The organism is uncultured Senegalimassilia sp. (genome assembly GCF_934636665.1).
Taxonomy (GTDB): domain Bacteria; phylum Actinomycetota; class Coriobacteriia; order Coriobacteriales; family Eggerthellaceae; genus Senegalimassilia.
The window spans coordinates 57,860-81,995 of sequence record NZ_CAKUAT010000006.1 but is presented as its reverse complement, the minus strand read 5'-3'; the positions used below and the strand labels follow the sequence as shown (position 1 = coordinate 81,995).

Sequence of the window (24,136 nt, the reverse complement as noted above, 5' to 3'; positions counted from 1 at the left end):
GCGGACATGCCCGCGGTTCGCCTATCTGCCGGACACGGCCTTGCCCATGTCGGCGGCCATGCGCGCCGCGGCGCTGCACCCCGTGCACCCGCCGCAGCCGCCCGAGCAACCGCGCGGGCTGTCGGCATGGCAGTCGCACATGCCTCGGCTCCACAGACGGCGCACCGCCCATACCGCCCATGCGACCACGATCAGCAGGACCGCCACGGTCGACAGGTTGAATTCCAAACCCAAGATCACGGTCTGACTCCTTCCCAACGCTGCGCACCGATGCCGGCGCGCGAAAATGTTTCCTTTGGATAATACTACGAACGACAGCGGGACGCCACCCGAAGGCGGCGTCCCGCTTAAAGCAGCTCACGTCTTCGCAAAACCGTCATCGATGGTTTTCTGGCCCGATACCGGTCTTGCAAGATGGGCGCAGCGCTACTTCTCCTGCTTCTCCTCACGCTTGGGCATGGGGCGGAAGATCTGGAACAGCATGGCGGCTGCGATGACGATGGCCACCACGGTGAACACGTTGAACTCGACCTCGCCGGTCGCAAGGCCGACGAACTGGTAGAGCATGGTGCCCACGCACCAGGCGAAACCGCACAGGTAGCCGATGGTGATCCAGAACCACTTCGGGGAGTTCTGCTGCTGGCGGATGGTGCCCATGGCAGCGAAGCACGGAGCGCACAGCAGGTTGAACGCACAGAAGGCGACGACGGCAGCGGTAGAACCGCCGAGCATCTGCAGGAAGCCGAACCACAGCTGCGGGTCAGCCTCGCCGTAATCGGCCAGCTGCGTGATGATGCCCACGGTGGCAACGACGTTCTCCTTGGCCACCAAGCCGGTGACGGCGGTCGCCGTAGCCTGCCAGTTATCGAAGCCCAGCGGCGCGAAGATCCAGGCAAGCAGGTTGCCCAAGCCGGCCATGAGGCTGTACTCCATGTAGTCGGGGGCATCGGAGTCGAGCAGGCCGAAGCCCTCGCCCGCATCGCCGAAGTTCATGAGGAACCAGATGACGATGGTGGACAGGAAGATGATGGTACCAGCCTTGATGATGTAGCCCTTCACGCGCTCCCACATGGACAGCAGGATGGACTTCACCGTGGGCATATGGTATTCGGGCAGCTCCATGACGAACGGAGTGGCGTCGCCGGCGAACAGCTTGGTCTTCTTCAGCATGATGCCGGAGAGGATGATGGCGATGACGCCCAGGAAGTAGAACATGGGGGCCACGTACCACGTTGCCGACGAGTCGCCGGATGCCAGCGCGCCGAACACGAGCGCGATGATGGGCATCTTGGCACCGCACGGAATCATCGTGGTGGTCATGATGGTCATGCGACGATCCATCTCGTTCTCGATGGTCTTGGTGGACATGACGGCGGGCACACCGCAACCGGAGGCGATGAGCATGGGGATGAACGATTTACCGGACAGGCCGAACTTGCGGAAGATACGGTCCATGATGAACGCGACGCGGGACATGTAGCCGCACAGCTCCAGGATGCCCAGCAGCAGGAACAGGATGATCATCTGCGGGATGAAGCCGATGACGGCGCCGACGCCGGAGACGATGCCGTCGTTGACGAGGGACTGCAGCCACGGCGCGACGTCGGCCGCTTCCATGGCATCGGCGATGATGGCGCCAAGACCCGGGATCCACAGGCCCCACGTGCCGTCGGCCGGATCGGGCTCCTCGACCTCAAGGGCCTTCTGGTAATCGGCGAACGTGATGGTCTGCTCCTCCACGTTGCCGTCCTCGTCCTCTACCTCCATAGAGGCCACGGCATGGGAAGCCTGCGCCTGCTCGTCGAAGTCGGCGACGATGGCCTGCGCCTCCTCGTATTCGGCCAAGGCGTCCTCGTATTCGGCTACGGCGTCCTCATCGGCGTCGTCTTCAGGAGCTTCGGGCTCCTCGGCGGCCAAGGCGTCGAGCACTTCCTGCGATTCGTCGGAGGGCAGCTCGGATTCCTCATCCTCGCCCAGGATGTTCTCAACATAGGCCACGACCTGGGAATGAGCATCCTCGTATTCCTCGGTGGCCTCGTCGAACGCGGCGTTGCCGGTGTAGAGCCAGCCATCGCCGGAGATGCCGTCGTTGGCCCAGTCGGTCACCACGCCGCCGCCAACGGAGACCGCCAGCCAGTACACGAAGAACATGATGACGACGAAGATGGGCAGGCCCAGCCAGCGGTTGGTGACCACGCGGTCGATCTTCTGCGAGGTGGTCAGGCCCGTGCGCGTGCGCTTGACGGTCTTGTCCACAACATGGCTGATGGCGTCATAGCGCTCGGCGGTGATGATGGACTCGGCATCGTCATCGAGCTTGTCCTCGATGGAGGTGCGGATAGCGGCGATGGCGTCCAAGTCGGCCTGGGAAAGCTTGAGGTCGGCGATGGTCTTGTCCTCGGCCTCGAACAGCTTGATGGCGTACCAGCGCGCAGCGTTGGAAGCGACCTTATCGCCGAGCACGCCCTCGATCTTGACGAGCGCCTCCTCAACGGCGGCGTCGAACCTCATCTGCGACGCAGGGACCTTGTTGCTTCGAGCGGCATCGATGGCGGCCTTGACCACATCCTCCATGCCGCGGCCCTTCAGCGCCGAGGTGGGGATGATGGGGCACCCGAGTTCGCGGGACAGGCCGTCGACGTCGATCTTGTCGCCGTTCTTCTCCACCAGGTCCATCATGTTCAGGGCGATCACAACAGGAACGCCAAGGTTCAAGATCTGGCTGGTCAGATACAGGTTACGCTCAAGGTTGGTGGCGTCCACCAGGTTGATGACGGCGTCAGGGCCGCCTTCGAGCAGGTAATCGCGCGCCACGATCTCCTCGGGCGAATACGGGGACAGCGAGTAGATGCCCGGCAAGTCCGTGATGGTCACGTCCTTGTCGCGCGTGTACTTGCCTTCCTTCTTCTCGACGGTGACGCCCGGCCAGTTGCCAACGTATTGGTTGGCGCCCGTCAGGTCGTTGAACATCGTCGTCTTGCCGCAGTTCGGGTTGCCGGCAAGGGCAATGCAGATTCCCATGATCTACCTTTCTTGCGAATCGATCCGGCTTCTTATGCTGTGCGGGATTCGACGTCTATCAATGTCTCATCATGCCAGGTCAGAAGCCTATTTTGAGTTAGGTTACGGTAACTCGTTCCGGTAAAAAACGGCGCACTTGCGCCATTGCCCATCGACAGTCGATGCGCCGGCTGCTACGCCGACGTACGCGCTAGTCGATGAGGATGCACTCCGCCTCGCTTTTGCGCAGCGACAACTCGTAACCGCGAACCGTCACCTCGATCGGATCTCCAAGCGGCGCTACCTTGCGCACGTACACCTCAACGCCTTTCGTGATGCCCATGTCCATGATATGGCGCTTGAGCGCGCCCTCTCCGCTAAGGCGGCGCACCGTAGCAGATTCGCCGATCTGCACATCACGCAGCGTTTTGCCCTGAATCTCGGCCATCTAGCCCTGTCCTCGCTTTCTTGTGCTTCTCTCCATGCCTTTATACTGGCGGCTGCAGCGCAGCCGCACGAACGGCCGCAGCGTTGCCTCGCTGCGGCCGGATTCGCCCATTGCGACGGCAGAACGGCTATGCCGTTGCCGCAGAGGTGATGATATGGGACGCCGCCTGGCGGCCGATGGCCACCTGCGCGCCTTTGACGGAGACGATCAAGTCTCCCGCCACGCCCGAGACCACCTTGACCTCCGCTCCTTCCACGAAGCCGAGGTTTTCCAGATGATGCTGCAGGTCGCCCTTCCCGCGCACTTTGACGACATGCGCGGACTCGCCTTCTTTCAGAAAGGAAAGCGGCATCTGCTGGACGGACACGCTAGAAGCTCGCGCAGCCTTCGCCGCAGCGCTTGCCATTGCAGTCTCCATGATGTTCTCCCTTCATTGTTAGACGCATACAACAGAAGGATGTTATATCAAATTGACTTTTAATGGAAGCCCTGGGCAACTTTTTGTACGCTGCGGGTAATTTTTCAAAGTTTCACCACATTTACTTCGCAATGGGCCGTACGCCGCCGAAGACGCCGAACGCGCAGGCGCGGAGTACGCCCAGCGCCGTATCCCGCTTTCCGCCCTCCTTGCCCGCAATCGTCGAAACCGCCCGCAGGGGCCCCTCGCGCAATGTCGGAAGCGAGCCTCCTGCAGACAGACGGCACGAGCCCCGGCACCGAGAGCGTTTGCAGGAAACGCCTTTAGCCACCGTTTGTCTGAAGAACGGGAAATTCATCTTCCATCTGTACTTTCGCAGGAATATTATGCGTACCGTGAATAATCCCCCTTTTCGCAATGCCGAAGGAGGCGCCAAGCCCATGCAAGAGAATCGTTACATCGATACGCGCGGATGCGTCTGCCAGCCCGTCGAATTCACCGAGGCCGTTATCAACGGCCTGGCAGACGGTGGCGGACTATACGTTCCGCAGCATATCCCCGAGCTTACGCTCGATGAGATCTGCGAGCTGGCGCAGCTGCCCTACGCGCAGCGCGCGGCGCGCATCTACAAGGCTTTCGGCGTCGATCTGCCCGGACAGGTAGTCGACGAGCTGATGGCCCAGGCCTATGGCGACAACTTCGACGACGAGCGTATCTGCCCCATCACCTCCCTTGACGCCGACACCCACGTCCTCGAGCTGTGGCACGGCCCCACCAGCGCCTTCAAGGACATGGCGTTGCAGTGCCTGCCGCGCTTCTTCAGCGCATCAGCTGCCCAGCTGCGCGAGCAGGGCAAGCTCGACCACGATTTCCTTATCCTGGTGGCAACGTCGGGAGACACCGGCAAGGCCGCCCTCGAAGGCTTCCGCGACCTGCCTCATGTCTCCATCTCGGTCATGTACCCCGACGGCGGGGTGAGCGACATCCAGTACCGCCAGATGGCCACGCAGCGCGGATCAAACGTCAACGTGTGGGGCGTGCGCGGCAACTTCGACGATTGCCAGACGGGCGCTAAGAACGTGTTCGGCGACGCCGCCTTCGCCGAGAAGCTGCTCTCCGAGCACGGCGTCTCCCTTTCCAGCGCGAACTCCATCAACTGGGGCCGCCTGCTGCCGCAGGTGGTGTACTACGTGTCCGCCTACTCGCAGCTGGTCGCCGACGGCAAGCTTGCAGCCGGTGCGCCGCTTGACGTGTGCGTGCCTACCGGCAACTTCGGCAACATCCTGGCCGCGTACTACGCCAAGCGCATGGGCGTGCCCATCGACATGCTGTACTGCGCCAGCAACGAGAACCGCGTGCTCACCGACTTCATCAACACCGGCACCTACGACGTGTCCGACCGCCCGTTCGTGCTGACCCCCTCCCCTTCCATGGACATCCTGGTCAGCTCCAACCTGGAACGCCAGCTGTTCGAGCTGACGGGCCGCAACCCCGAAGCGATCGCCGGCTGGATGGCCGACCTGAAGCAGCAGCGCTGCTTCCGCGTGGACGAGGACACGTTCAAGGCCGTTCGCGAGCACTTCGCCGCCGACAGCGTGGACAACGCCGAGTGCCTGCGCACCATCAAGGAGGTGCTCGACAAGCACGACTACCTGCTCGACCCGCATACCGCCGTGGCATACCGCGCTGCACAGAACCTGCGCGGCGAAAACCCCGTGCTCATCGCCAGCACCGCCCACTGGGCCAAGTTCGGCAACAACGTGTACCGCGCCCTGCACGACATGCAGCCCGGCCAACCCCTGCCGGAAAACGTAGCCGCGCTTTCCGGCTGCGGCCTTAACGACCTGGTCGCCGACGAATCGGGCCACCACGACGTGCCGCGCGGCTTGGCGGAGCTCGACGGTCTGCCCATCAGATTCACCGAAGTCATCAATGGCACCACCGAGGATATCGAGAACGCGACGGAGCAGTTTCTCGCCGCCTTGGACAACGAATAGCAGCACACGAGGGGAACCGAGGGACTTTTCATGAGCAAACTATCCAAGCTTAAACCGATCGTCAGGCTTTCCGTGGTCAATCCCGATACGGAAAGCAACTCGGTGTTCGGCCGCGGCATCGCCAGCCTGTGCATCGGCGTGCGCGACACCGGCTCCTTGAATGCCGCAGCTAAGAGCATGGGCATGGCGTACAGCAAGGCGTGGCGCATCATCAAGGACACAGAAGCGGCCCTTGACGTGCAGCTTCTTTACCGCGATGGCGCTCACGGAAGCCGACTAACCGAAGATTGCGAGCAGATCCTTGCCGCATACCAGGCCATCGAGGAGCAGCTTCAGGCGCAAGCCGAGGATAGCTTCGAAAAGCAGGTTGATGGCCAGTAGCCTATAATCGCTCGGCCTGCGCGTCGTCTCAGGGGGATTTTCGACGAAAGCGCAGGTCGAGCAAATCGACCTTATCTCGCATGTTGTGGCGCGATGTCGGCACGCATCTTGCTGAGCAACCCAGCGCCGCACCACGCACCCCGGATCGGGCCGCCAGGCAATGGCGGCCCGATCCGTTTTCCATGCCTACGAAACCCAAATGCCCTCGTATCTTGGCAATGCCCATGCAAGGTACGCCGTCATAGAGCACGTCACCTTCAACTTCGCCGCCGGCGGCTGGGATGCAGAAGCATCGGCATATGCGCCGATAACGCCGACCGCCTCCCTTGCACGCCCCTCGGCCTCGTACCATACGCTGGGACGCCGCGAGAACGACAGCACCTCCCCATAGGCCACCTCTTGCGCAGGCGGCAGCATGGATTCGCCGTCCACCTCGGTTTCAAGCTGCTTATCGGCGAAGCACCGCCGCTCCGAGAACAGCTCCCGTGCCATATCCGTCAACGCATAGCGAACCTCGGCGATATTGCGCCCGAACAGGTCAAGCGTCGCGCCCTGCACCACCGTGCCATCCGCGAACGGGACGGTGCACGAGGCATCGGCGAACCACCCCTCCACCTTCTCGCACCCAGGTTTCAAGGCAATGGCACGCGCATCAGGGGAGGCGCTGTACGAGGACGACTCGTCAACGCGTTCGGACCAGCAAGGCTCTCGTTCGCCATCCACGAAATAACGCACCGTGGTGAAGGGGTTCACCACTTGCAGAGGCTTCGAAACGGCGCATCCCAGATACGCGGCATGCAGGTACGCGGTGGTCGCGCGCACGATGCACGCCAGCCGCTTTCCCTCCAAGTGCTCGCCGACCTGAAGCGTCCGCCCCGTTTCCTCAAGGAGCCCCGCTGGCACGATTCGGGCGCTTATGCCATAAATCGGCATCCCGCCGTAAGACGCCTCCTGCCCATCTTGGACCCATTCAGACCAGCTCCCATCCTTCCCGCACACGCGATAGCGCACATGAAAGCGCGAAGCGGCATCCCCGCCGAGCTTTATGCTGAGACCCTGCGCCTCGGCTCCCTCTTGCGAGGCATCGCGCCACGCTCCGGACGAGGCGATTCGCACGGCAAGTCCCGGCCCGCCCCCTTCGACCGACAGGTTCAAAGCACGCAAAGCCCCGGCACGCCCGCGTGTTCCCACCACGTTCGCCGCCGGCTGCGCATCAAGCCAAAGACGTTCCCTATCGAAAGAGACGCATGCACGGCCCACGATCTCGGGAACCTCGGAGATGGCCTCACCCTGGTCGTCGTCGGCGAACCATGCATACTCGTAGCGAATGCCTTCCGCATCGGCCGATGCGCCTCCGGGCCTGAACGCAGTCCGGGGATCGGGAACACCGAGCGAAGCGCCCACAGCAACCGTCGAGCCGTCTGCAGCGCCCTCAAGGTCGAAAAGACCGCCGCCCTCTGTGCCGAAACGAGCGTCTGCAAGATGCCACATATGCGATTCGTTGCCCCACTCCCCATCGGCATAGCCGTTCGAATGGAACTGTACGCGCGCACCGTTTTTCTGCGAAGCCCCCACGCGATCCAGCGCCATGCCGGAGCAATCGTTGAAAAGCCATTGGCGCGACCCTCGCCCATGCACCCACACCGCCTGCGCGCGATCGGCCCCCGCGCGACGCTGGAGCTCCGCCGCGCTTGCGTCGAAACGCGGCCCACCGCCAGCTTGGCCCAGGGAAAGCGAGCCGTCGCCGGCGCAAACGGGCACGAAGCGAAACGTCCCGGCGAAACGCTCGTCTTCATGCTCCACCGCTATCCAATGGCGCCTCGTCGAGGACGCAGAGGCGAACACGCTGCATCCCCGACCGGCCCGAGGCCCGTCAACGCCCAACTGCAGCGACGGCACCGTTGCCGGGGAGATGACAAGCACGCGGCCGGCCCATTGCGCCTCGCTAGCGATGCCCACCCGTTTCGCACGCTGCTTGACCCACTTCGTGGAAAAGCCGATAGGGGGATTGTCGGCCCGCTGGTAGTACCAATCCTTCCCGTAGTAGTAATAGTTCCAAAACCACGACCTCAGCTGAAAGCCATGCATCGCATCACGGTCGATGCGTCGAATCCACACCGAGTAATCAGATCCGGGATACTCGCGGTAATCGGTCCACACATGGCAGCCATCCCTATGGATGCCCGCTCCGGCCTCGTTATCGATGACCACGACTTTCGACCCCTCTTCCACGCCCCCCTTAGGCGCGCCGTCGACGGTATGGAACAGGGTGAAACGCGTATCATCGCCCGAATCCGTGTGCCACAGGTTATACGAGGCGTTCAACTCGTTATAGCTTCCGCATGCGATCTCGAGCTTGCCCCTCATGTGGTAATACAGCTCCGTTGTGAAATCGCATGCCATGGTGATCTTGGTGGCCACCCTGATGAACTGCCGCGAGGAGATGTCCCATTCAACCCAAGGCGTTTTCGCCGATACCTGCAAACCGGTGTACATATTCCCCGCCTGCTCGGCGCCTGCCCCCGCTTGCGCCGAACCGATTTCGCTCCAAAACCTGCTGGCATAACGCGCGCCATATCCGCGGAAGATCAATGACCCGTCCCACCAAGGCTCATCGGCAAACGCCATTCGGGGGTTGTACATAATCAGTCCAACAGCGACCGCCCCTAAGCCGAACACGAAACCACGGCGCGTGAGCACGCGCCCGTCCCCCGTTGGCGCGGCGCCTGATGCGGGAACGCGGCGCCTTCGATTGCGCATCGCGGTTTTACGCCTCTGCCTCACCATCGCCCCGCCCTTCCTTCCTGCAGCGCCCATCGAAACGACCTCAAGCCAGCCCACCTCCCAGAAACGCCAACAGATCGACCACCGTGGGAACGAGCACCAGCAACGTGGTAGGCGGCAAAAAGCAAACGGACAGCACCACATCGAGCTTCGTCGGCATCTTCCTGATATGCTCGAGCGCGGCCGCCTGTGCGCGCGAACGGGCAAGCGCGGCTTGGTTGGCAAGCCCCTGCGCCACCGATGCGCCCTGCTCTATGGCTTGGGTCAGCTGAGCGGCGAACGCGGTGACCTCCTGGCTTGCGCAGCGCTGCGCAAGGTTCGAAAGCGCCTTCGCGCGGGAATGCCCCAGCAGGTTGACCTCTTGATCCACCAGGCGGAACTCATCGGCAAGCGGGCCGCTCAAACTCTCGGCAACCTGACGGAAGCACTGTTCTACCGGAGATCCGGCGGCTATCGCCACGCCAAGCAGCTCCATGGCATCGGGCAATCCGGCATCGATGGCGGCGCGGCGCGCTTGGCGCCTCGATCGCAAATACAGCTGCAAGCCTCCGCAGCCCGCAAGCCCCGCTCCGCAAACGACGAACGCGAATACCGCCGGCGCCGCACGAAGCGCGATGCACGCCGCAACGGCGATGACCACGCAGCCCGAAACCGCGGCAAAGCACACGCAGCGCCAGGTCTCAGGCTCCAAAGCGATGCCCGCGCATCGAAGCCGTTCCCTTGACCGCTCCCGCTCCTTCATCGAAAGCGGGGCGAAATCCGCAAACGCCTCCACGGCACGCGACCACAAGCGAGCCGCGCCCGCATGGGCCCGATCCTTCGACGGACCGCCGGCTTGATCGGATCTTGCCCACGCCGGCATAAGCCCGCGCGCTTTCACCCCGGCCCAAGCGTTGAGCGCCTCGTAAACCGCCAACCCCGCAGCAATCGCCAGCAGGCAGATCGCGCAAAACGTCAGACCTTGCATGTATCACCCCCTAACCGGCGCGAGCGCGCCTAATACGAGAACCTTGTGATCCGACGGCACGCCGCAATACCCGCCACCTCCATGAGCGCAGCGCCCGCAAGCACGGCCCACCCCAGCGGGTTTTCCCGATAGAACAGGGAGAACGCCGGGTTCGTGGCAAACATGAACGCGAAGATCGCGGGCATGGCGCACGCCACCACCACCGTGGCCATACGCGTTCCTGCAAGTTCGCTGCGCAGCTCCTGCTGCATGAGGGCACGGCCCTGGGCATGCTCCGCGATCAGATCGAGAACCGCGCCCATCGACCCGCCGAAACGCTGCTGGATGCGCATGGCCGACGCCAACGCCGCAACATCGGCGTCGCCTGTGCTCTGCGCCATACGGGCAAGGGCCTGCACCAACGGCATGCCATAGGAAACGCGCGCGAGCACCGCCATCAGCTCCGAGCGCAGCGGCTCCGGAGCATGGTCGGCCGAAACCCGCAGCGCGCGCTCAAGGGTCAGCGAGCTTTTCACGCTGGCCGACAGCTGAGGCACGAGCCGCACAAACTGCCGGGAAAGCAGCTCGCGCCGTTTCGCCCGCGCGCGCAGCACGTACAGCGCCGCGGCGATGGCAACCAGCCCCATACCCAGCATCGCACCGAGCGGGCCGCTTATCCGTATGCCGAAAAATGCCGCGAACGCGCCCACGGTGCCCAAGCACAGCGTCCATGAAACCGGAGACGCCTCGATGCCCGCATCGCGCAGCATCCTGCCGAGCGGTCCTTCGGCATCCGCCTTCGCCGACTCGGCATCGCGCCTGCCCAGTTCGTACAACGCCCGGTCCGACGCTCGGGCATCGCTTTCCTCGGCCCTTTGCCGCAACCTCAAAGACAGGGCGGTGCACGCCACCGCCGCCGTCGCCAAAAGCACGCCGAAGGCAAGCGCCCCGGAGAAGAATCCCTTCATAGCCATCGCCTTCCTACGACCCGAAAAACCAAGACGGATCGAACCTCACCCCTGCCGCGAGCATGCGCCGCTTGATGCGCTGCGGCTGGACGCCGCACGCGCGCCAAGCTCCCGTGATACGACCGAACGCATCCACCCCGCGCGGCTCGAACCGGAACAGCTCGGCGCGGGGGATGACCGTCGCGCCCTCGGGCATCTGATCGACCGCCACGATGCTGGTAACGCGCCGCCCTCCGTCGCGCATGCGCTCCACATGGACGATCAAGCCCCCCGCAAGCGACTCCGCGATCTGCTGCACGATGACGTCGCGGCCCAGATCGGCATCGGCGTAACCCACCATGGTGCGCAGACGGCTCAGCGCATTGCCCGGGTCGTTGGCATGCACGGTGGTCATCGAGCCGGGGTGGTCGGTCTGCATCGCCTGCAGCATCTCATAAGCTTCCGCTCCGCGGCATTCGCCCACGATGATCCGATCGGGGCGCCGGCGCAGCGAGAGCGCCACCAGCTCGCGCATCCCGACGGCCCCTTCGCCTTCGATGTTGGCCTCGCGCGTCTGCATCCGCTCGACGTGCGCAGCGCGCAGCCGCAGCTCAGGTGTATCCTCGATGGTCAAGACGCGTTCATCGTCGGGAATGAACCCGGAAAGCGCGCCGAGCATGGTCGTCTTTCCCGAGCCGGTGCCTCCGGATATGATCACGGGGCACCGGGCGCGAACCGCCGAGCCTAGAAACTCCGCCATCACGGGGCTAAGGGCGTCTCGCGCCGTCAGATCCTCGATGCTCATGACGTCATCGCCGAACAGGCGAAGGTTGAGCGCTGGGCCGTCCGGGGCAAGCGGTGGCACGATGTAGGTCGCTCGCGCTTTGCCGCCCGGCAGCATGGCGCAGCCCATGGCATGCGCCTCGTCGCAGCGCATGCCCGCCTGCTCGGCGATCTTGTCGATGATGCGACGGAGGTGGTCGGCATCGTCGAACCGAACGTACGGGCAAGGTTCCAATCGTCCTGCGCGCTCCACGAACACATGCGGCTCCAAAAACCTTGCAACCCCGGCATCCATCGCCACGCCGCCGCCGTTGACGATGATCTCGGTGATCCCAGGGTCCTCCAACAACCCTTGCAAAGGGCCGTAGCGAAGGAAATCGTCGCCGACCGAACGGCACAAGCGGGCGATGTCGGGCTCCGCAAGGCCCAGGTTCCACGCCCGCACGGCCTCTTGCACAAGCGATTGGATAGCCGATTCCACCTCCACGGGATCGAAATCCCCCTGCAACCTGGTCGCAAGGCCTTCGCGAACCGCCCGCTTCAGGGCAAGCTCGGTCCCCCTATCCATCATGCTCGACCATACCTCCCGACAACATGCCACCCGCAACGAGTTGGACGCTGATGGTGCCCGATGCCTGCGCGCAACGAACGGCGTCCGCCTGCTCCGGCGTCAGCTCCAGCGTGATGGCGCTGTACGTCGCACCCTCGCCGGCGCCGTCGCCGCCCACCGACATCACCCGCGCCGAAGCGCAAAGCTCGTCCAGGCTGACCGCGCCGCCGGCGGCCTCGGTGACGCACACCACGCGAACCTCGTCGAACGGCTGGACCTGTCCGGCCACACCCGTCTCATCGTTGACCGACAGGGACACCGCCTCCATACCCGCGGCAAGCTGCGCGGCCAACCTTCCATCCGCCGCGCTGCCGGCGATCATCTGAGGCGATAGCTGAGTGTTCGCGGGAACGGACACCAATGCCCTGGCGCCTGCCACGCCGCCCGCGCCGTCAAGGGCGTCGGCACCGAGCGCATCGTCTTGGCGGAAGGCCTGGGGGACCTCCACAAGCTGCACCGCATCCGCGCCGAACTGATCGCCGGCGGCGACGTCGCGCGTGGTGACGACCACGCTGCGAGCGCCCTTCGTCGCTTGATCGACCGCCGCATGGGAAACCCCTGCCTGCCATAACCCGTACCCCACCGCCACGACCGCAACGGCCACCGCCGCCGCGGTCACCGCCGACATCTGCTTGAAACGCGCAGCTGCGGAATCCATCGAGCGAACGGCGTCGTCGATCGGGCGCTGCTCGCCCTCGTCCGCCTGCCCGACAGCCCTTCCATACGCCGCCCCCGGACGCCCGTTGGAACGCAACCGCCCCGACAGCGTCTGCCGCGAGGCGCGCCCCGTGTTCCTTCCGACCGACATGGTCGTCCTCCTTTCGCTATCCACCTAAACGGGCCTGAGCCTCCTCGGCTATCTCCCGAGGGAACCCCTCAAGCGCGTTTATCGCCGAGAACCGCCCCTGACCTGCGCCGCAGCCATCGTCGAAACGATGCACGCCGCATATGCGGGCATCAGGCCGCCAAACTTTCTGCGCCGCATACGGACGGGCGCTGAACACCCGGCTCGAAGCCACCTTCGCATCGGGGGCGGAGCTTACGGCAAACGGAAGGGCTTTCGCCTCCTCCACCTGCATGCCCACCACCCAGACCCGCTCGCTTTCGGCGACCGCCCGAGCGGGCGCCTCGTAGAACCACACGCTCACCGCGCCTTCCACCCCTTGCCCCCTGATTTGATCCACGATCGAATCGGCAAGGACGGCGCCCGCATCGTCGCCGTATTTCGCGGAGGCTGCTTGACCGGCGTCCATGCACGCCGACCTGGCGGCATCCAGGGCCTGCTCCTGGCGGGCCTTTGCGCCGTAGAGCACGGCGCAATCCGCCAAAAAGCCGAGCGTCATCACCAACACCAGGCACAACGCCACGGCAAGCGGCGCCACGTTTCCCTTCTCCCCTCGATATCGGCTCATGCGAGGCTCACCTCCGTCACCCGCTCGTCGACCACCGCGCACGCGACGTGACGCGACAGCCGCCCGCCATCGCGAAGCCCGGACAGCGATATCGGCGCCTTATAGGACACATCGTAGGAAACGGAGGTGAGAGCCGTGCGGCTTGAGACGCCGCTTGCGGAAAACGCATCCTCGCGCGCGTTCGATTCCACCCGCACCCCCGACACCGTCAAATCGCGACGACGCAGCTGCGCGGACTCATCGATGATCTGCTCGGCGACGAACGATTCCTTGTCCGATGCCGCCCTCAGGCCCGACACGTCGATGCGCATGCACGCCTGGGAAAGCTCGGAGGACAGCATGATGGCCGCCGCGTTCATCATGGCCGCCTGCATGATGCCGAACGCCACGACGATGAGCAGCACCGCGGCGAAGGAGAACTGCACGCTCTCGCTCCCCCGTTCATCGACGACCATGCCCCACCTCCGTATCCGCATCCACCGAAACCGTCCTGCTCGCCGCCGACGACAGCTCAAGCCCGCCGACCGCGCCCGCCGCGGAGAGCGCCGCTTCGCCGACGGGCGTCAAGCATCGGGCGCTCACGCGCATCCTCACGTCCACCTGCCGGCAAGCGAACCCGACCAGCCGTCCTTCGAAGCGATCTGCCTGCGGATCGAACGTCTTGCGTTCCACCTCCTTCGTCTGCACGGGCGAGCAGTCGACCTCGATCGAGCAGGAAACTCCCTCGCCTGCAAGCCCGGGAGCCTGCTCGAGCGCGGCCGAAAGAGCGGACGCCCCGTCCGGGCCCTTATCCCCTTGCGCTACGCGCTGAGCCGCATAGCGGCAGGCGGCCTGGGCCGCGACATCCGCTTCCATCCCCAGATACGCCGCCCTTCCGATATCCGCGACGGCGCACAGCAGGCCCATCAGCAAGGGCAGTGCCATCACGAACGTGACGGCACTCGCCCCATCGACCCGCGCCCAGCCGCCGGCCGGGCACCAAAGCGCGGCTACCTGCTTCCCACCGCGCCGCTCGTCACGCTCTTGAACATGTTCGTGACCGAGTTTCCGGCAGACGTGATCGCCGTGTTGACCTGCGTCTGCAAGATCATGAGCGCCGCTCCCAAGCCCACGGCGAAACCGAGCGCGATGACCACCTGCACGATTTCCGATCCGCCATCCTCCTCGCCGCGATACGCCAAGGCGCGAGCCTTGTCCGCAAAACCCTTCAGGCCGATTTCGTTCATGTTCATGTCCATACCCATATCCAAACCTTCCCATTCGCTGCCTTTTCCTTGTCATCGAATCGAACCGACGCCGAACCAGCCCAAGGGCACCACCTCCTTTCCAGACCCCGCCCTCATCCGAGCACCGTCGTCCCCACCGCCAGCCATATGGACAAAAACGGCGCCATGGGGATGCCGTCACGACGTCCAAGCCGATGCGTCAGCATCCCGGCGATCGAAAACGCGCACGCCGATACATAGCAAGCCGCCGCGCCCAGAAGCGTCGCGGGACCGCATGCGAAGGCGAGCGCCGTCATGCAGCGGATATCGCCGAAGCCCACCGATCCGCCGCTTTTTCGCGCAATGCGGTTCGCCGTCCAGCACACCGCCAGAACCGCTGCCGCGGCAACGGCGCCTTCCACGATGCCGATGGACCCATGGCGAAGCAGCTGATAAGCGCCTCCTGCGACCAGCAGCGCCGCGCAGCATTCAAGCGGGATCATCCTTGCCCGCAGGTCGCACACCACCCCCGACGCCATGGCCACGCCGCATACGCACAACAGGCCGCCTTGATGCCACGGGGCGCCGAACAGCGGCTGCGCCGCGAACCACAGCGCCGTGACCACGGCAAGCACCACTCGCTGCCACGGCCGCGGGGAGAACGAGCAGCGCCGCTGCTGCTCGACCTCGCTTCGCGTTGAGGCGCCCTTTCCCACATCGATGCCCGCCTCCCGAAGCGCTTCGGCGCGCTCGTGCGTGAGCGCCCTCTTCAAAGCCTGGGAGCGGCAATCCTCAAGCCAGATGCCCACGGCGCCTGCCGTCCCCTTCTCGTTTTGACGGGGAAGCCGGCCGGGACGGGCGTCGCGATAATGCGCAAAATCATCCAAACAGCGATACCACCAGGTATAAGAGCGCCAATATGCCCTGCTCAGCAACATATCGGCTATTCGGGGGATCGCGAACGCCCCCGTTGCGGCACCGACTGCCGCGCATAAGGCCAACGCAGTCAGCGCATACCCCGTCATGCGCTTACCGCCTGCAATTCGGCAGCATGACGCGGATGGGTCGGTCTTGCCTGTTCAGCCCCTTGCCCGGCCGACGCTCCTCGCTGCACATCGGCCGGGCGGGCGCCAACCGATCCCCGTACCGGCCTACCTCGGCGCAACAGCTGGCAAGCGGCGGCCTGAGCCGCCTGCCGGGCAGCATCGTCCTTCGCCGCCGCATTCTCCTCCACAGCCCCTACCAGCTCGATACGCACCACGATGTCCGCTCCACCGGCGGAAACGCTCACGTTCCTCGCTATGACAGGGGCGCTCCCGCAAGGCTCTCCGTCCAAGCACTGCTCGATTCCGGAAAAGCCGTCATCGGACAGCGACCGCTGCGGCTGCTCCGCCGAGCATTCCTTCGCCAAAGCCGCCTGCCGCGCATCGGCCCAAGGAGCCGAGTTCGCGCCAGGACTCGGCGCCTGGGCGCGCATCTGCGTCTCCTGGGGCAGCGGCCCGACGACCCCTCCCTTATGCGCGTTGCCTGACATCGGCGCAGCCGCCGGCTCTTTGCCGCTGAACCGGTGCATACAGCCGTAGCAGACCTCGGCATCGTCGAACGCCCTTGCATGGCAAACCGGGCATACCCTCATTTCCCTGCACCATCCTTTCTCGTCATCTCCACATGCTCCCCCGCTGAAAACCAGGGCGGGTCGTTCACGGAAAACCGCTCTAAAACGGCCACCGCTTTACGGCACCTGATACGCCTGCGCGGCCCAACGGCCCGATACGACTCCAGCACCTGCCCTCGCTCGTCCAGAAACGCGATGTCGATCAGCTCGGCCATGCCGAAGGTGTGAACGTCGTTGCACGGCGCCAGCATGACGACGCCCTTCGAGCGCTTCGTCCCCAGCAAGCCGCGCACGCGCGACCCGAAGCCGACCGCCAATCTCATCGGCGCATCCTTTCCTTTCACGAAAGCCCCTCCTTCCCGTATTCGGACCACTGCACCACCACGCTCGTCCCCTGAGGCATCTGCACGCACTGCACGAACGCCCAGCGGCAGGTGCCGCAGTCTTTCGAAAACGTCGCGCACGAGCCTTCCCTTACCGCGGTCGTGCTCCATCCACCGCGCTCAAGCGCATCCTGCACTTCCCGCAACGTATCAGGGGCGCTGCCCTCGTGTTCGAATCCCACCAGGTGCGACCCGGCATCGCAACGAAGCCCATGCCTGCCCATCACTGGAAGCAGCTCGTCCCTGAACACCTCGGGGACATCCGATGGCGAGCAGGAAAAGCCATCATCGACCCTCCCCATCACCGCATCGAACCCGGCAAGGGAAGCCGACTCGGACGCCGCTCGCCACGCCACCTGGGCATGAGCGGCATCGACGACGGCAAGAAGCGTGATTCCCGCGGCCACGATGAGCGCCGCATGGACGGAACGCGCTCGCGCACGGCCGCCACGCCCTGCGCGCGCCAGCCGTCTTGCCGCCCGATCGACGTCGCACGCCGGAGGCTCACGGCGCCCGCTCATAACAGCACCCCGGGCTTATAGCAATCCACCACCAGCTCCTCGGTATGCGACAGCTTCGGCAGCGCCACTCCCATCACCTCCGACTTCAATCCCAGACCGAACAACGTGGGCGCGTACTCGAGCGTTGCCGAAAACGATGTATGGCCCGCCGAGACGCCATGCGCCGATACGCTTACCGAGACGTTTTCCGCATCCAGCCGCTCATCAAGCGCCCGCTCGATGAGCGCGCAGGTATCGCCCACGCCCTGCCCGTACGCCGGCGAAGCGGCATAGACCCGGACCGAATCGCGGAAATCGTCATCGAACGCCGCGCACCATCCGAAAAACGCCAGGGCGTTGACCGAGATGGCCGCCACCGCCAAAAGCACGGGCAACGCCGCCACGAACTCCACCGTCATCTGCCCGGACAACCTGCCGGCGGCGCATATCCGATCGACCATCAATCCCATTGCCGCAATCCCGTCACGCTCGCATACACGGACAGAAGCTTGTCGGCTGCAGCTCCGATGGCATCCGAGGCAAATCCTTTCACTGCCGGGGGCAGCGCCACCGTTACGGGCACCTGGGCGCCGCCTATGCTGATGGTCGCCACTTCCACCGAATCGCCCCAGGCGTCGAAGCACTGCAGCACGTCCCTGCGAACAGCGCCCACCACCGACGAGAACACGTCGTTGGACATGAGCGGATGCTCAACCGCCTGCCGCTTCACCTCGAGCAAGCGGGCGCAAAACGCCCCATCGCCGGCCTGCGCGACATGCGCCGTGTTCATCGTCGCCGGGCGCAGGGCATCCAGGTTCGCCGGCTGAAGCCCCACGGTGCGAAACGCATCCGAAAGCGCATCGGCGGCCCAATCCCCCAATCCGGAGGCGCTTACCAGGGGCAAACCCCCCAAGCCCTCGCGCACAGCCGTATCCAACGCCGACTGCCCATCGGCATAGGCGCTCAGCGCGCCCGACCAAACGTCCGCTGCAGCGCCCAATACGCCCGCAAGCGCCGAATCCGATGCAAGGCCGTCGGTCAAAGAGGCGATGACGCTTCGCCCTTCGCCGGACGGATCGGCCACCAGCGTGGCCGCCGATATCGCCACACGGCACCCCAGCTGGCCGCTGGCCTGCACGAACGCGGATTCGAACCCCTTATCGGGGGCATCGGGGCCCGTATTCACTGCAAGGCAGACCACTCCCTTGCCCCCGGGCGGGTCCGCATCGATGCGGAACGATCCCACGCTCGAGCAAGCATCGCGCAGCTGGTCGAGCAGCCTGGACACGCGGCTTTTCGCCTCCCGTTTCGCCGGGGCTCCCTCCTCAAGGGCCTTTTGGTATTCCTCGGCGGCAAGCGCCACCTGCTCGTAGTGATGCTCGAAGCCGTTTCCTATGGACGTGGAGGCGGCCGCCACCTTGCCCAGGCTTGCCGCCGTAAAACCGCATTCGGAGCACGTCTCCCATGCGCCCTCCTCCATATCGCGAAGGGAGGCCCGCGACTCAGACCCCGTCGCCTTCGGGCAACCATCCCACGCGTGCAAGGTCGGAGAACCGTCCGTCACGCTGACCGGGTACACCGCCTGCCCGAACAGCTCGGTCTCCCGCATCTGCGCGGTGTTCGCGGGAAGATGAGGGAAAAAGGCCTCGAACGAATCGCCCTCCCGGACGTATCCGCGCGCCACCTCCTTCGCGGCGAAGGAGTAGAAGCGCTTGCGCAGCGCCGACTGCGCCTGGGCCTGCACGCTGCCGTCATCGGGCCGCTCGGCCGCCAAACGCGCCGGGTAATACGCCTGCGCCCTGCGAAGCGCCACGGAAAACGACCAGGCGTCCACGCTTGAGTACACCGGGTTTTGCGCGCCCGTCATATGCGCCAGGGTCTCGGCTCGCTCGGCCATGCACCAGCCGGGACGGGCACCGCAGTCGTGTTCGAAGGCCCGTTGCTTGGCGTCTTGAGCCCGCACGGCCGCCTCCTCGGCCCGCCGTGCCAGCTCCCTGACCTCCTCGGCCTGGCCAAGCGCATCTTCTCGAGCCTGTTTGGCATGCGCGTCTTCCTGCGGCACCCGGATATCCTCGGCGGAATCGGGAACCAACAGGGCAAGCGCCGTATAGTCGGACCCGTTCGAACCGTTTCCCTGCGCAACCGATGCCGCGCTGGCCGCCGCCAAAAACGGAAGGGCCTTCTGAACGCGCGTCAAGCCCTCGGAAGCGGTCCTCGAGAACGAATCTCGGGCATCGGCCACGCGCGCGCCGGCCTCGAGCAGCTTGGCGCCCACGCTCTGCCCGCCGGGAACGCAGCATGCGACGATTCCCAAACCCGTGGACGTCAAGCTGGTCAAGGACAGCGACAGCGCCACGGAATCACATACGCGCACCGCCACCATGAACTCCGCCACCACATTGCCCGCCGCAAGCGCACCGGCATCGGCCACCGACTGCACGCGCGAGGACACGGATTGGATCCGATACACCTGGGCCGACGAGAAGATCATCGACAGCGCCAGCAGAAGCGACACCACCATGCCGACCGTGGTCATCCCGTCCTCGTCACGCAGGGAAAACGCCTGCGCCATCCTGCGCGGCACGCTCATAGCCAAGCTCCTATCCAAGCCTCAGGGTCAAGTCCCTGCGGGCTGCCAGCAACCCATTCAGGCTGCGTCGCCCGCTCACAACGGGCCTTCACCGTCAACAGCCCATCGCCGTCCGTCATGCCAAGCAGCACGGCGCCCGCGTCCAAAAACGGCAGCGGCTTGACCTTGCCGGCAATCTCCACGCTCACCTTCTCCGAGCGCTCGTCCCCTTGCACGGACACCTCCCAGCTGCAACCTCCGTCGTGCACGTGAAAGCAGGGGACGGGCGGGATGGCGCCCAGCCTGTGGCGGACGAACGCCTCCACTGCCTGCGACGAATCGCCTACGGCATCGGTCTTGACGGCGGCAAGCCTGCACGCATCGCTTGCCGCCGCCTGCATGACCATCCGGTCGTACAGGACCATGCCGGGCTGCACGGACAGCAGAAGCACCGTGAACAGGACCGGGATGAGGAACGCCGCCTCCACGGTCGCCTGCCCGCGCTCGCCTGCGCGCAAAACGCCCAATCCCTCACCTCCTTGCGGAATCCGAAAGCTAATACAACGCCACGTCCGCCAACGCCCCGAGCAGCGAGCCCGTCACGCAATGGGAGGCGCACGACAGCGCATGCTCTACGAACACACCCGCCGAAACGCTGCGCCAAAGCGCGCCCATCCCAAGCACGACCGACAGAAACGCCACGGTGACCAGCGCGAACTCGACCGTCGCCTGACCTGCGCAATCGCGCGCCGCAATCCGCCTACAGGCTGTTGATGCCGTCAGCGATCGCATCCCACAGCTCCTGCAGTTTCGGCCGAAAAACCGTTATGGCGATGATGGCTATCACCACCAGCACGCCGACCAAGATCGCGTATTCGGTCGTTCCCTGCCCGTCCTCGCCGTGCCGAAGGCGGGCGACCTTGCACGCAGCCTTCGCCAACGCCCGCCGATACGCATCCATAACCGCTCGAATCATGCCTACATCCCTTCCATAAGCTCCAACAACACGGGCCCGAGCACCAAAAGCAGCATGGCGGGCAAGATCAGCGTCCCGGTGGGGATCATCATCTTCACGGGAGCTTTCGCCACCCGCTCTTCCACCTGCGCTTTTCGCGCCGCACGCGCTTGCTCCGCCGACTGTTCCAGCACCTCGCCGAGCGAGGTGCCGAACCGCAGCGAACGGATGATGGCCGACACCGTCCGCGAGAACAGCGGGTTGTCGTATCCTTGCGCCAAGGCACGCAAGGCGTCTTGGCGGGTTGCAAGCCCCGCCTGCCACGACCTCTGCGCCGCGGCGCACTCGCGCGCCAGCCCGTCATCGAAATGCCCCGTGTACAGCTGCAGGCTGCGATCGAACGAAAGCCCGCTTCGCACGCCGAGCGCCACCACCTCCAGCATCTCCGACATGCTGCGCTCAAGCGCCTGGGCGCGCAGGCGCCGGGCGCTGCGAACGGCGCGCCCGGGCGCGGTCGCGCCCGCTATGCCGCCCGCCACGCAACCGAGCACCGCAAGCTCGTTCGACGCCGCGCAGCCCAGCAACGCTCCCGCCGCAGCGCCCGCCGCAGCAAGGCGCACCGCGCCCTCGCAACACGCCTGGGCCGATACCGCGCCGGAAAGCCCGGCCTTGCCCACCTGCTCCTCGAAGCGCGCACGCGCACGGCGCAATGCGCCTGCCGGCAGCACCGGTCGGGTGGCCCGCAACGCCAAACGCCTGGTCAATCCTTTCAGATACGAAAGACATGCGCTCGCCTGCGCATCGCCTTGCGCCCGCCCGCCATCGGGAGCGCGGGCTCTTGCCGCCCGAGCCCGGCGAACCGATCTCGCTCCCGCCCAGCCCAAGCACGCCCCCGATGCCGCGCCAAAGGCGGCCGCGATCGCGGGAAGCACCGCCGCATACGCCATCACGACACCTCCACGTTCAACATGCGGCGCACCGCGAGCACGCCCGCAACCTCCATCGCGCACGCCAAGCCCAACAGGCCAAACCCCAGCGGGCTTTCCAGGAACGGGTCCAAAAACCCTTTGCTCACCAGCGAGAACACCGCGACCAACGCGAACGGCATCACCGTGACCACGCGCGCCGACAACCGTGCCTGAGCCGTCTGCACCCGCAACGCGCGACGCAGCGCCAGCTCCCCTTCAACCGTCTCGCGCGCCGCCTCGAGCACCGGGCGCATGCTGCCGCCCGCTTGGTGCTGCACGTCGAGCGCCACCGCCACGAACGCAAGCTCCGACCTTTTCCCGCCCGCGCGCAGCGCCCCCAAAGCCTCGCTCGAGCCATGGCCCGTCTCGAGCAGGTGGGCGCAGGCCGCGAACCTCTTCCCGAGCGGTCCCTTTATCTCGCCCGCAAGCTGCTGGAACGTCTGCAGCAACGAGAAGCCCGCCTGAAAGCACGACCCCATGGCATGAAGCGCATCGGGCACCGCCTCGCGCAACGCCTCCTCTTGACGATCGCGCCAGCCGTGGACGCGCGACACCGCCACGGCGCAGGCCAGAACCGCCACTGCCGCACCGGCGAACGGCGAGGCGGAAACCAGCCCCACGCAAACCGCCAGCGCCGATGCCGCCGCAACGGCAAGCGAGCACAGGCTTTGCGGCGTGCAAGCCACCCCGCGACCCTGCAGCGCCACCTGAGCGTCGGCTGCAAGGGCAGCGACCCTGGGCACGGAAAGCAGGCGCCGCGCAACCCCGTCGGCGCAGCGCACGCCGTTGCGCGCAAGGTGCTGCCCGACGCCGCCTTCGCCAACCCTCCGACGCCGAGTGCGCCGCAACGCTGCCTGCGCGCAAAGCGCACCGCCAGCAAACGCCGCTATGACCGCCCCTGCCCCGAGCACGCCAGATGTTTCCATTCCAAAACCTCCTCCCCATCAAGCCCGATGGTTTCAGGCAGGTCGTCCACCCAATCGGGAAGCGCCTGCCACGACCCCGCCTCTTCGGGAGAACGCCGCTCGAACAACGTCCTCACGCTGCAGGCCCGAGCCCTTTGGTCGTACACGAGCTCCGACACGTGGGTCACGCACCGCCTGCCGCTGAGCGCTCGCGATGTCTGCACCACCACATCGAACGCGCTCGCCGCGTTCGCCTCGATGACATCCACCGGCAGATCGACGCCGTAGCGGACCATGGTCACCACGCGGGAAAGCACGTCGCGCGGGGAGTTGGCATGCAGCGTGGTGAGCGACCCGTCGTGACCGGTGTTCATGGCGGTGAGCATGTCCACCGCCTCCGCGCCGCGGCACTCGCCCACCACGATGCGGTCGGGACGCATGCGCAACGCGTTGATCACCAGATCGCGAATGGTCACCTCGCCCGCCCCCTCGGCGTTGCGCGGGCGCGCCTCCAAGCGCACCACGTGCGGATGCTCGAGAAAGCGCAGCTCGGCCGTATCCTCGATGGTCACGATGCGCTCGCCTGCGGGAATGCAGCATGACAACGCATTGAGTAACGTTGTCTTGCCGCTGCCCGTGCCACCTGCCACCACCACGTTCTTGCGCGCGAGCACCGCCCATTCCAGGAAGCGCCGCAAATGCCCGTCGATCGAGCCGAAACGCTCCATCTCCGCAAGCGTTATCACGCGCTGCGTGAACTTGCGGATGGTGACGATGGGCCCGTCAGGCGCGAGCGGCGGGATGACCACGTGCACGCGATGGCCTTCGGGCATGCGGGCGTTCACCATAGGCGACGACTCGTCCACGCGCCTGCCGAGCGGCCCGAGCACGCGATCGATAAGAGCCCGAAGCTGCGCTTGGCTCGAAAACGACCGATCGCTGCGCACAAGGCATCCCTGCCGTTCGAAGAACACGTCGCCGGGACCGTTCACCATGATCTCGGTGATGGTCGGATCGGCCAGCAACGGCTGCAACGGGCCGAAGCCGAACACCTCGTCGATCAGCTGCTCGGACAGCCTCGATCGGCGCAAGGCATCTGCCCCCTGCCACACGGGCAGCGCGAACGCCTGACGGCACGCCCCTAAAAGCTCGCTTCGCGCCCGCGCCGGCTCGAAGGCCATCAACGCCGCTATATCGTCCACCGACACGAACAGGCGCACATCCTCCTTCAGGCGCGCAAGCGTCGCCGTGGGCGCATGACCTTCGCCGCTACCCGCGCCTAACGCCTGCGCACGCTCGGCCAGCGTCAT

General features: G+C 65.4%; 26 protein-coding genes and 1 pseudogene. 2 read left to right on the top strand and 25 right to left on the bottom strand.

Going from position 1 to position 24,136, the window contains the following annotated elements; genetic code table 11:
- Positions 1-21 precede the first annotated feature (21 nt).
- The 4 genes from Q0G75_RS03695 to Q0G75_RS03680 form a co-directional block, all read right to left on the bottom strand.
- Positions 22-240, bottom strand: a complete 219-nt coding sequence (locus Q0G75_RS03695) for a hypothetical protein (RefSeq protein WP_294416572.1) — start codon at positions 238-240, stop codon at positions 22-24.
- 186 nt (positions 241-426) lie between these two features.
- On the bottom strand, positions 427-3,021 hold the full coding sequence (locus tag Q0G75_RS03690; RefSeq protein ID WP_294416574.1) for a FeoB small GTPase domain-containing protein: 2,595 nt from the start codon (positions 3,019-3,021) through the stop codon (positions 427-429).
- A 190-nt stretch (positions 3,022-3,211) separates the two neighbouring features.
- Complete coding sequence (locus tag Q0G75_RS03685) at positions 3,212-3,448, bottom strand: FeoA family protein (RefSeq protein ID WP_294416576.1); 237 nt, start codon at positions 3,446-3,448, stop codon at positions 3,212-3,214.
- A gap of 127 nt (positions 3,449-3,575) precedes the next feature.
- Positions 3,576-3,866, bottom strand: a complete 291-nt coding sequence (locus Q0G75_RS03680) for a FeoA family protein (protein ID WP_294416579.1) — start codon at positions 3,864-3,866, stop codon at positions 3,576-3,578.
- A 440-nt stretch (positions 3,867-4,306) separates the two neighbouring features.
- On the opposite strand from Q0G75_RS03680, the gene thrC reads away from it, so the two are divergent.
- Positions 4,307-5,863, top strand: a complete 1,557-nt coding sequence (gene thrC, locus Q0G75_RS03675; RefSeq protein ID WP_294416580.1) for a threonine synthase — start codon at positions 4,307-4,309, stop codon at positions 5,861-5,863.
- Positions 5,864-5,893: 30 nt separating this feature from the next.
- Positions 5,894-6,244 carry a LysR family transcriptional regulator gene (locus Q0G75_RS03670; protein ID WP_276666069.1) on the top strand — a complete coding sequence of 117 codons (351 nt, stop codon included), beginning with the start codon at positions 5,894-5,896 and terminating at the stop codon, positions 6,242-6,244.
- 186 nt (positions 6,245-6,430) lie between these two features.
- Here the strand turns inward: Q0G75_RS03670 and Q0G75_RS03665 are convergent, their stop codons facing one another.
- From Q0G75_RS03665 to Q0G75_RS03565, 21 genes and pseudogenes are all read right to left on the bottom strand, one after another.
- The gene (locus Q0G75_RS03665; RefSeq protein WP_294416582.1) at positions 6,431-8,887 is read right to left on the bottom strand and encodes a hypothetical protein; all 2,457 of its coding nucleotides are present in this window, start codon (positions 8,885-8,887) and stop codon (positions 6,431-6,433) included.
- A gap of 184 nt (positions 8,888-9,071) precedes the next feature.
- Positions 9,072-9,995, bottom strand: coding sequence for a type II secretion system F family protein (locus tag Q0G75_RS03660; RefSeq protein ID WP_294416584.1), 924 nt, complete (start codon positions 9,993-9,995; stop codon positions 9,072-9,074).
- 29 nt (positions 9,996-10,024) lie between these two features.
- Positions 10,025-10,942, bottom strand: a complete 918-nt coding sequence (locus tag Q0G75_RS03655; protein ID WP_294417720.1) for a type II secretion system F family protein — start codon at positions 10,940-10,942, stop codon at positions 10,025-10,027.
- Between the two features lie 13 nt (positions 10,943-10,955).
- Complete coding sequence (locus tag Q0G75_RS03650) at positions 10,956-12,275, bottom strand: ATPase, T2SS/T4P/T4SS family (protein ID WP_294416587.1); 1,320 nt, start codon at positions 12,273-12,275, stop codon at positions 10,956-10,958.
- Positions 12,265-13,122 (bottom strand): Flp pilus assembly protein CpaB, encoded by an 858-nt coding sequence (gene cpaB, locus Q0G75_RS03645; RefSeq protein WP_294416590.1) that lies wholly within the window; start codon positions 13,120-13,122, stop codon positions 12,265-12,267. Before cpaB ends, Q0G75_RS03650 begins: the two co-directional genes overlap by 11 nt.
- A gap of 16 nt (positions 13,123-13,138) precedes the next feature.
- On the bottom strand, positions 13,139-13,726 hold the full coding sequence (locus tag Q0G75_RS03640; RefSeq protein ID WP_294416591.1) for a hypothetical protein: 588 nt from the start codon (positions 13,724-13,726) through the stop codon (positions 13,139-13,141).
- On the bottom strand, positions 13,723-14,181 hold the full coding sequence (locus Q0G75_RS03635) for a hypothetical protein (RefSeq protein WP_294416593.1): 459 nt from the start codon (positions 14,179-14,181) through the stop codon (positions 13,723-13,725). The genes Q0G75_RS03640 and Q0G75_RS03635 overlap by 4 nt, the downstream gene beginning before the upstream one ends.
- Positions 14,168-14,662 (bottom strand): annotated as a pseudogene (locus Q0G75_RS03630) (hypothetical protein); the annotation flags it as partial. The pseudogene Q0G75_RS03630 and the gene Q0G75_RS03635, both read right to left, overlap by 14 nt.
- Positions 14,663-14,715: 53 nt before the next feature.
- Positions 14,716-14,958: a hypothetical protein gene (locus tag Q0G75_RS03625; protein ID WP_294416620.1), complete on the bottom strand. Its 243-nt coding sequence runs from the start codon at positions 14,956-14,958 to the stop codon at positions 14,716-14,718.
- Between the two features lie 107 nt (positions 14,959-15,065).
- Positions 15,066-15,818 carry a prepilin peptidase gene (locus tag Q0G75_RS03620; RefSeq protein WP_294417718.1) on the bottom strand — a complete coding sequence of 251 codons (753 nt, stop codon included), beginning with the start codon at positions 15,816-15,818 and terminating at the stop codon, positions 15,066-15,068.
- A 134-nt stretch (positions 15,819-15,952) separates the two neighbouring features.
- On the bottom strand, positions 15,953-16,567 hold the full coding sequence (locus Q0G75_RS03615; RefSeq protein WP_294416597.1) for a hypothetical protein: 615 nt from the start codon (positions 16,565-16,567) through the stop codon (positions 15,953-15,955).
- Positions 16,564-16,869 carry a DUF192 domain-containing protein gene (locus Q0G75_RS03610; RefSeq protein WP_294416599.1) on the bottom strand — a complete coding sequence of 102 codons (306 nt, stop codon included), beginning with the start codon at positions 16,867-16,869 and terminating at the stop codon, positions 16,564-16,566. The genes Q0G75_RS03615 and Q0G75_RS03610 overlap by 4 nt, the downstream gene beginning before the upstream one ends.
- Before the next feature lie 17 nt (positions 16,870-16,886).
- A complete protein-coding gene (locus tag Q0G75_RS03605; protein WP_294416601.1) occupies positions 16,887-17,450 on the bottom strand; it encodes a hypothetical protein in 564 nt (187 codons plus the stop codon).
- Positions 17,447-17,899 (bottom strand): hypothetical protein, encoded by a 453-nt coding sequence (locus tag Q0G75_RS03600; RefSeq protein ID WP_294416602.1) that lies wholly within the window; start codon positions 17,897-17,899, stop codon positions 17,447-17,449. The genes Q0G75_RS03605 and Q0G75_RS03600 overlap by 4 nt, the downstream gene beginning before the upstream one ends.
- The gene (locus tag Q0G75_RS03595) at positions 17,890-20,019 is read right to left on the bottom strand and encodes a hypothetical protein (RefSeq protein WP_294416605.1); all 2,130 of its coding nucleotides are present in this window, start codon (positions 20,017-20,019) and stop codon (positions 17,890-17,892) included. Before Q0G75_RS03595 ends, Q0G75_RS03600 begins: the two co-directional genes overlap by 10 nt.
- Positions 20,016-20,525: a TadE family protein gene (locus Q0G75_RS03590; protein WP_294416607.1), complete on the bottom strand. Its 510-nt coding sequence runs from the start codon at positions 20,523-20,525 to the stop codon at positions 20,016-20,018. Before Q0G75_RS03590 ends, Q0G75_RS03595 begins: the two co-directional genes overlap by 4 nt.
- 28 nt (positions 20,526-20,553) lie before the next feature.
- Positions 20,554-20,790, bottom strand: a complete 237-nt coding sequence (locus Q0G75_RS03585; protein WP_294416608.1) for a hypothetical protein — start codon at positions 20,788-20,790, stop codon at positions 20,554-20,556.
- Positions 20,759-20,974 (bottom strand): hypothetical protein, encoded by a 216-nt coding sequence (locus Q0G75_RS03580; protein WP_258795714.1) that lies wholly within the window; start codon positions 20,972-20,974, stop codon positions 20,759-20,761. Before Q0G75_RS03580 ends, Q0G75_RS03585 begins: the two co-directional genes overlap by 32 nt.
- A gap of 2 nt (positions 20,975-20,976) precedes the next feature.
- The gene (locus Q0G75_RS03575; RefSeq protein WP_294416611.1) at positions 20,977-21,705 is read right to left on the bottom strand and encodes a type II secretion system F family protein; all 729 of its coding nucleotides are present in this window, start codon (positions 21,703-21,705) and stop codon (positions 20,977-20,979) included.
- A 194-nt stretch (positions 21,706-21,899) separates the two neighbouring features.
- A complete protein-coding gene (locus tag Q0G75_RS03570; RefSeq protein WP_294416613.1) occupies positions 21,900-22,847 on the bottom strand; it encodes a type II secretion system F family protein in 948 nt (315 codons plus the stop codon).
- Positions 22,808-24,136 carry a CpaF family protein gene (locus Q0G75_RS03565; RefSeq protein WP_294416614.1) on the bottom strand — a complete coding sequence of 443 codons (1,329 nt, stop codon included), beginning with the start codon at positions 24,134-24,136 and terminating at the stop codon, positions 22,808-22,810. The genes Q0G75_RS03570 and Q0G75_RS03565 overlap by 40 nt, the downstream gene beginning before the upstream one ends.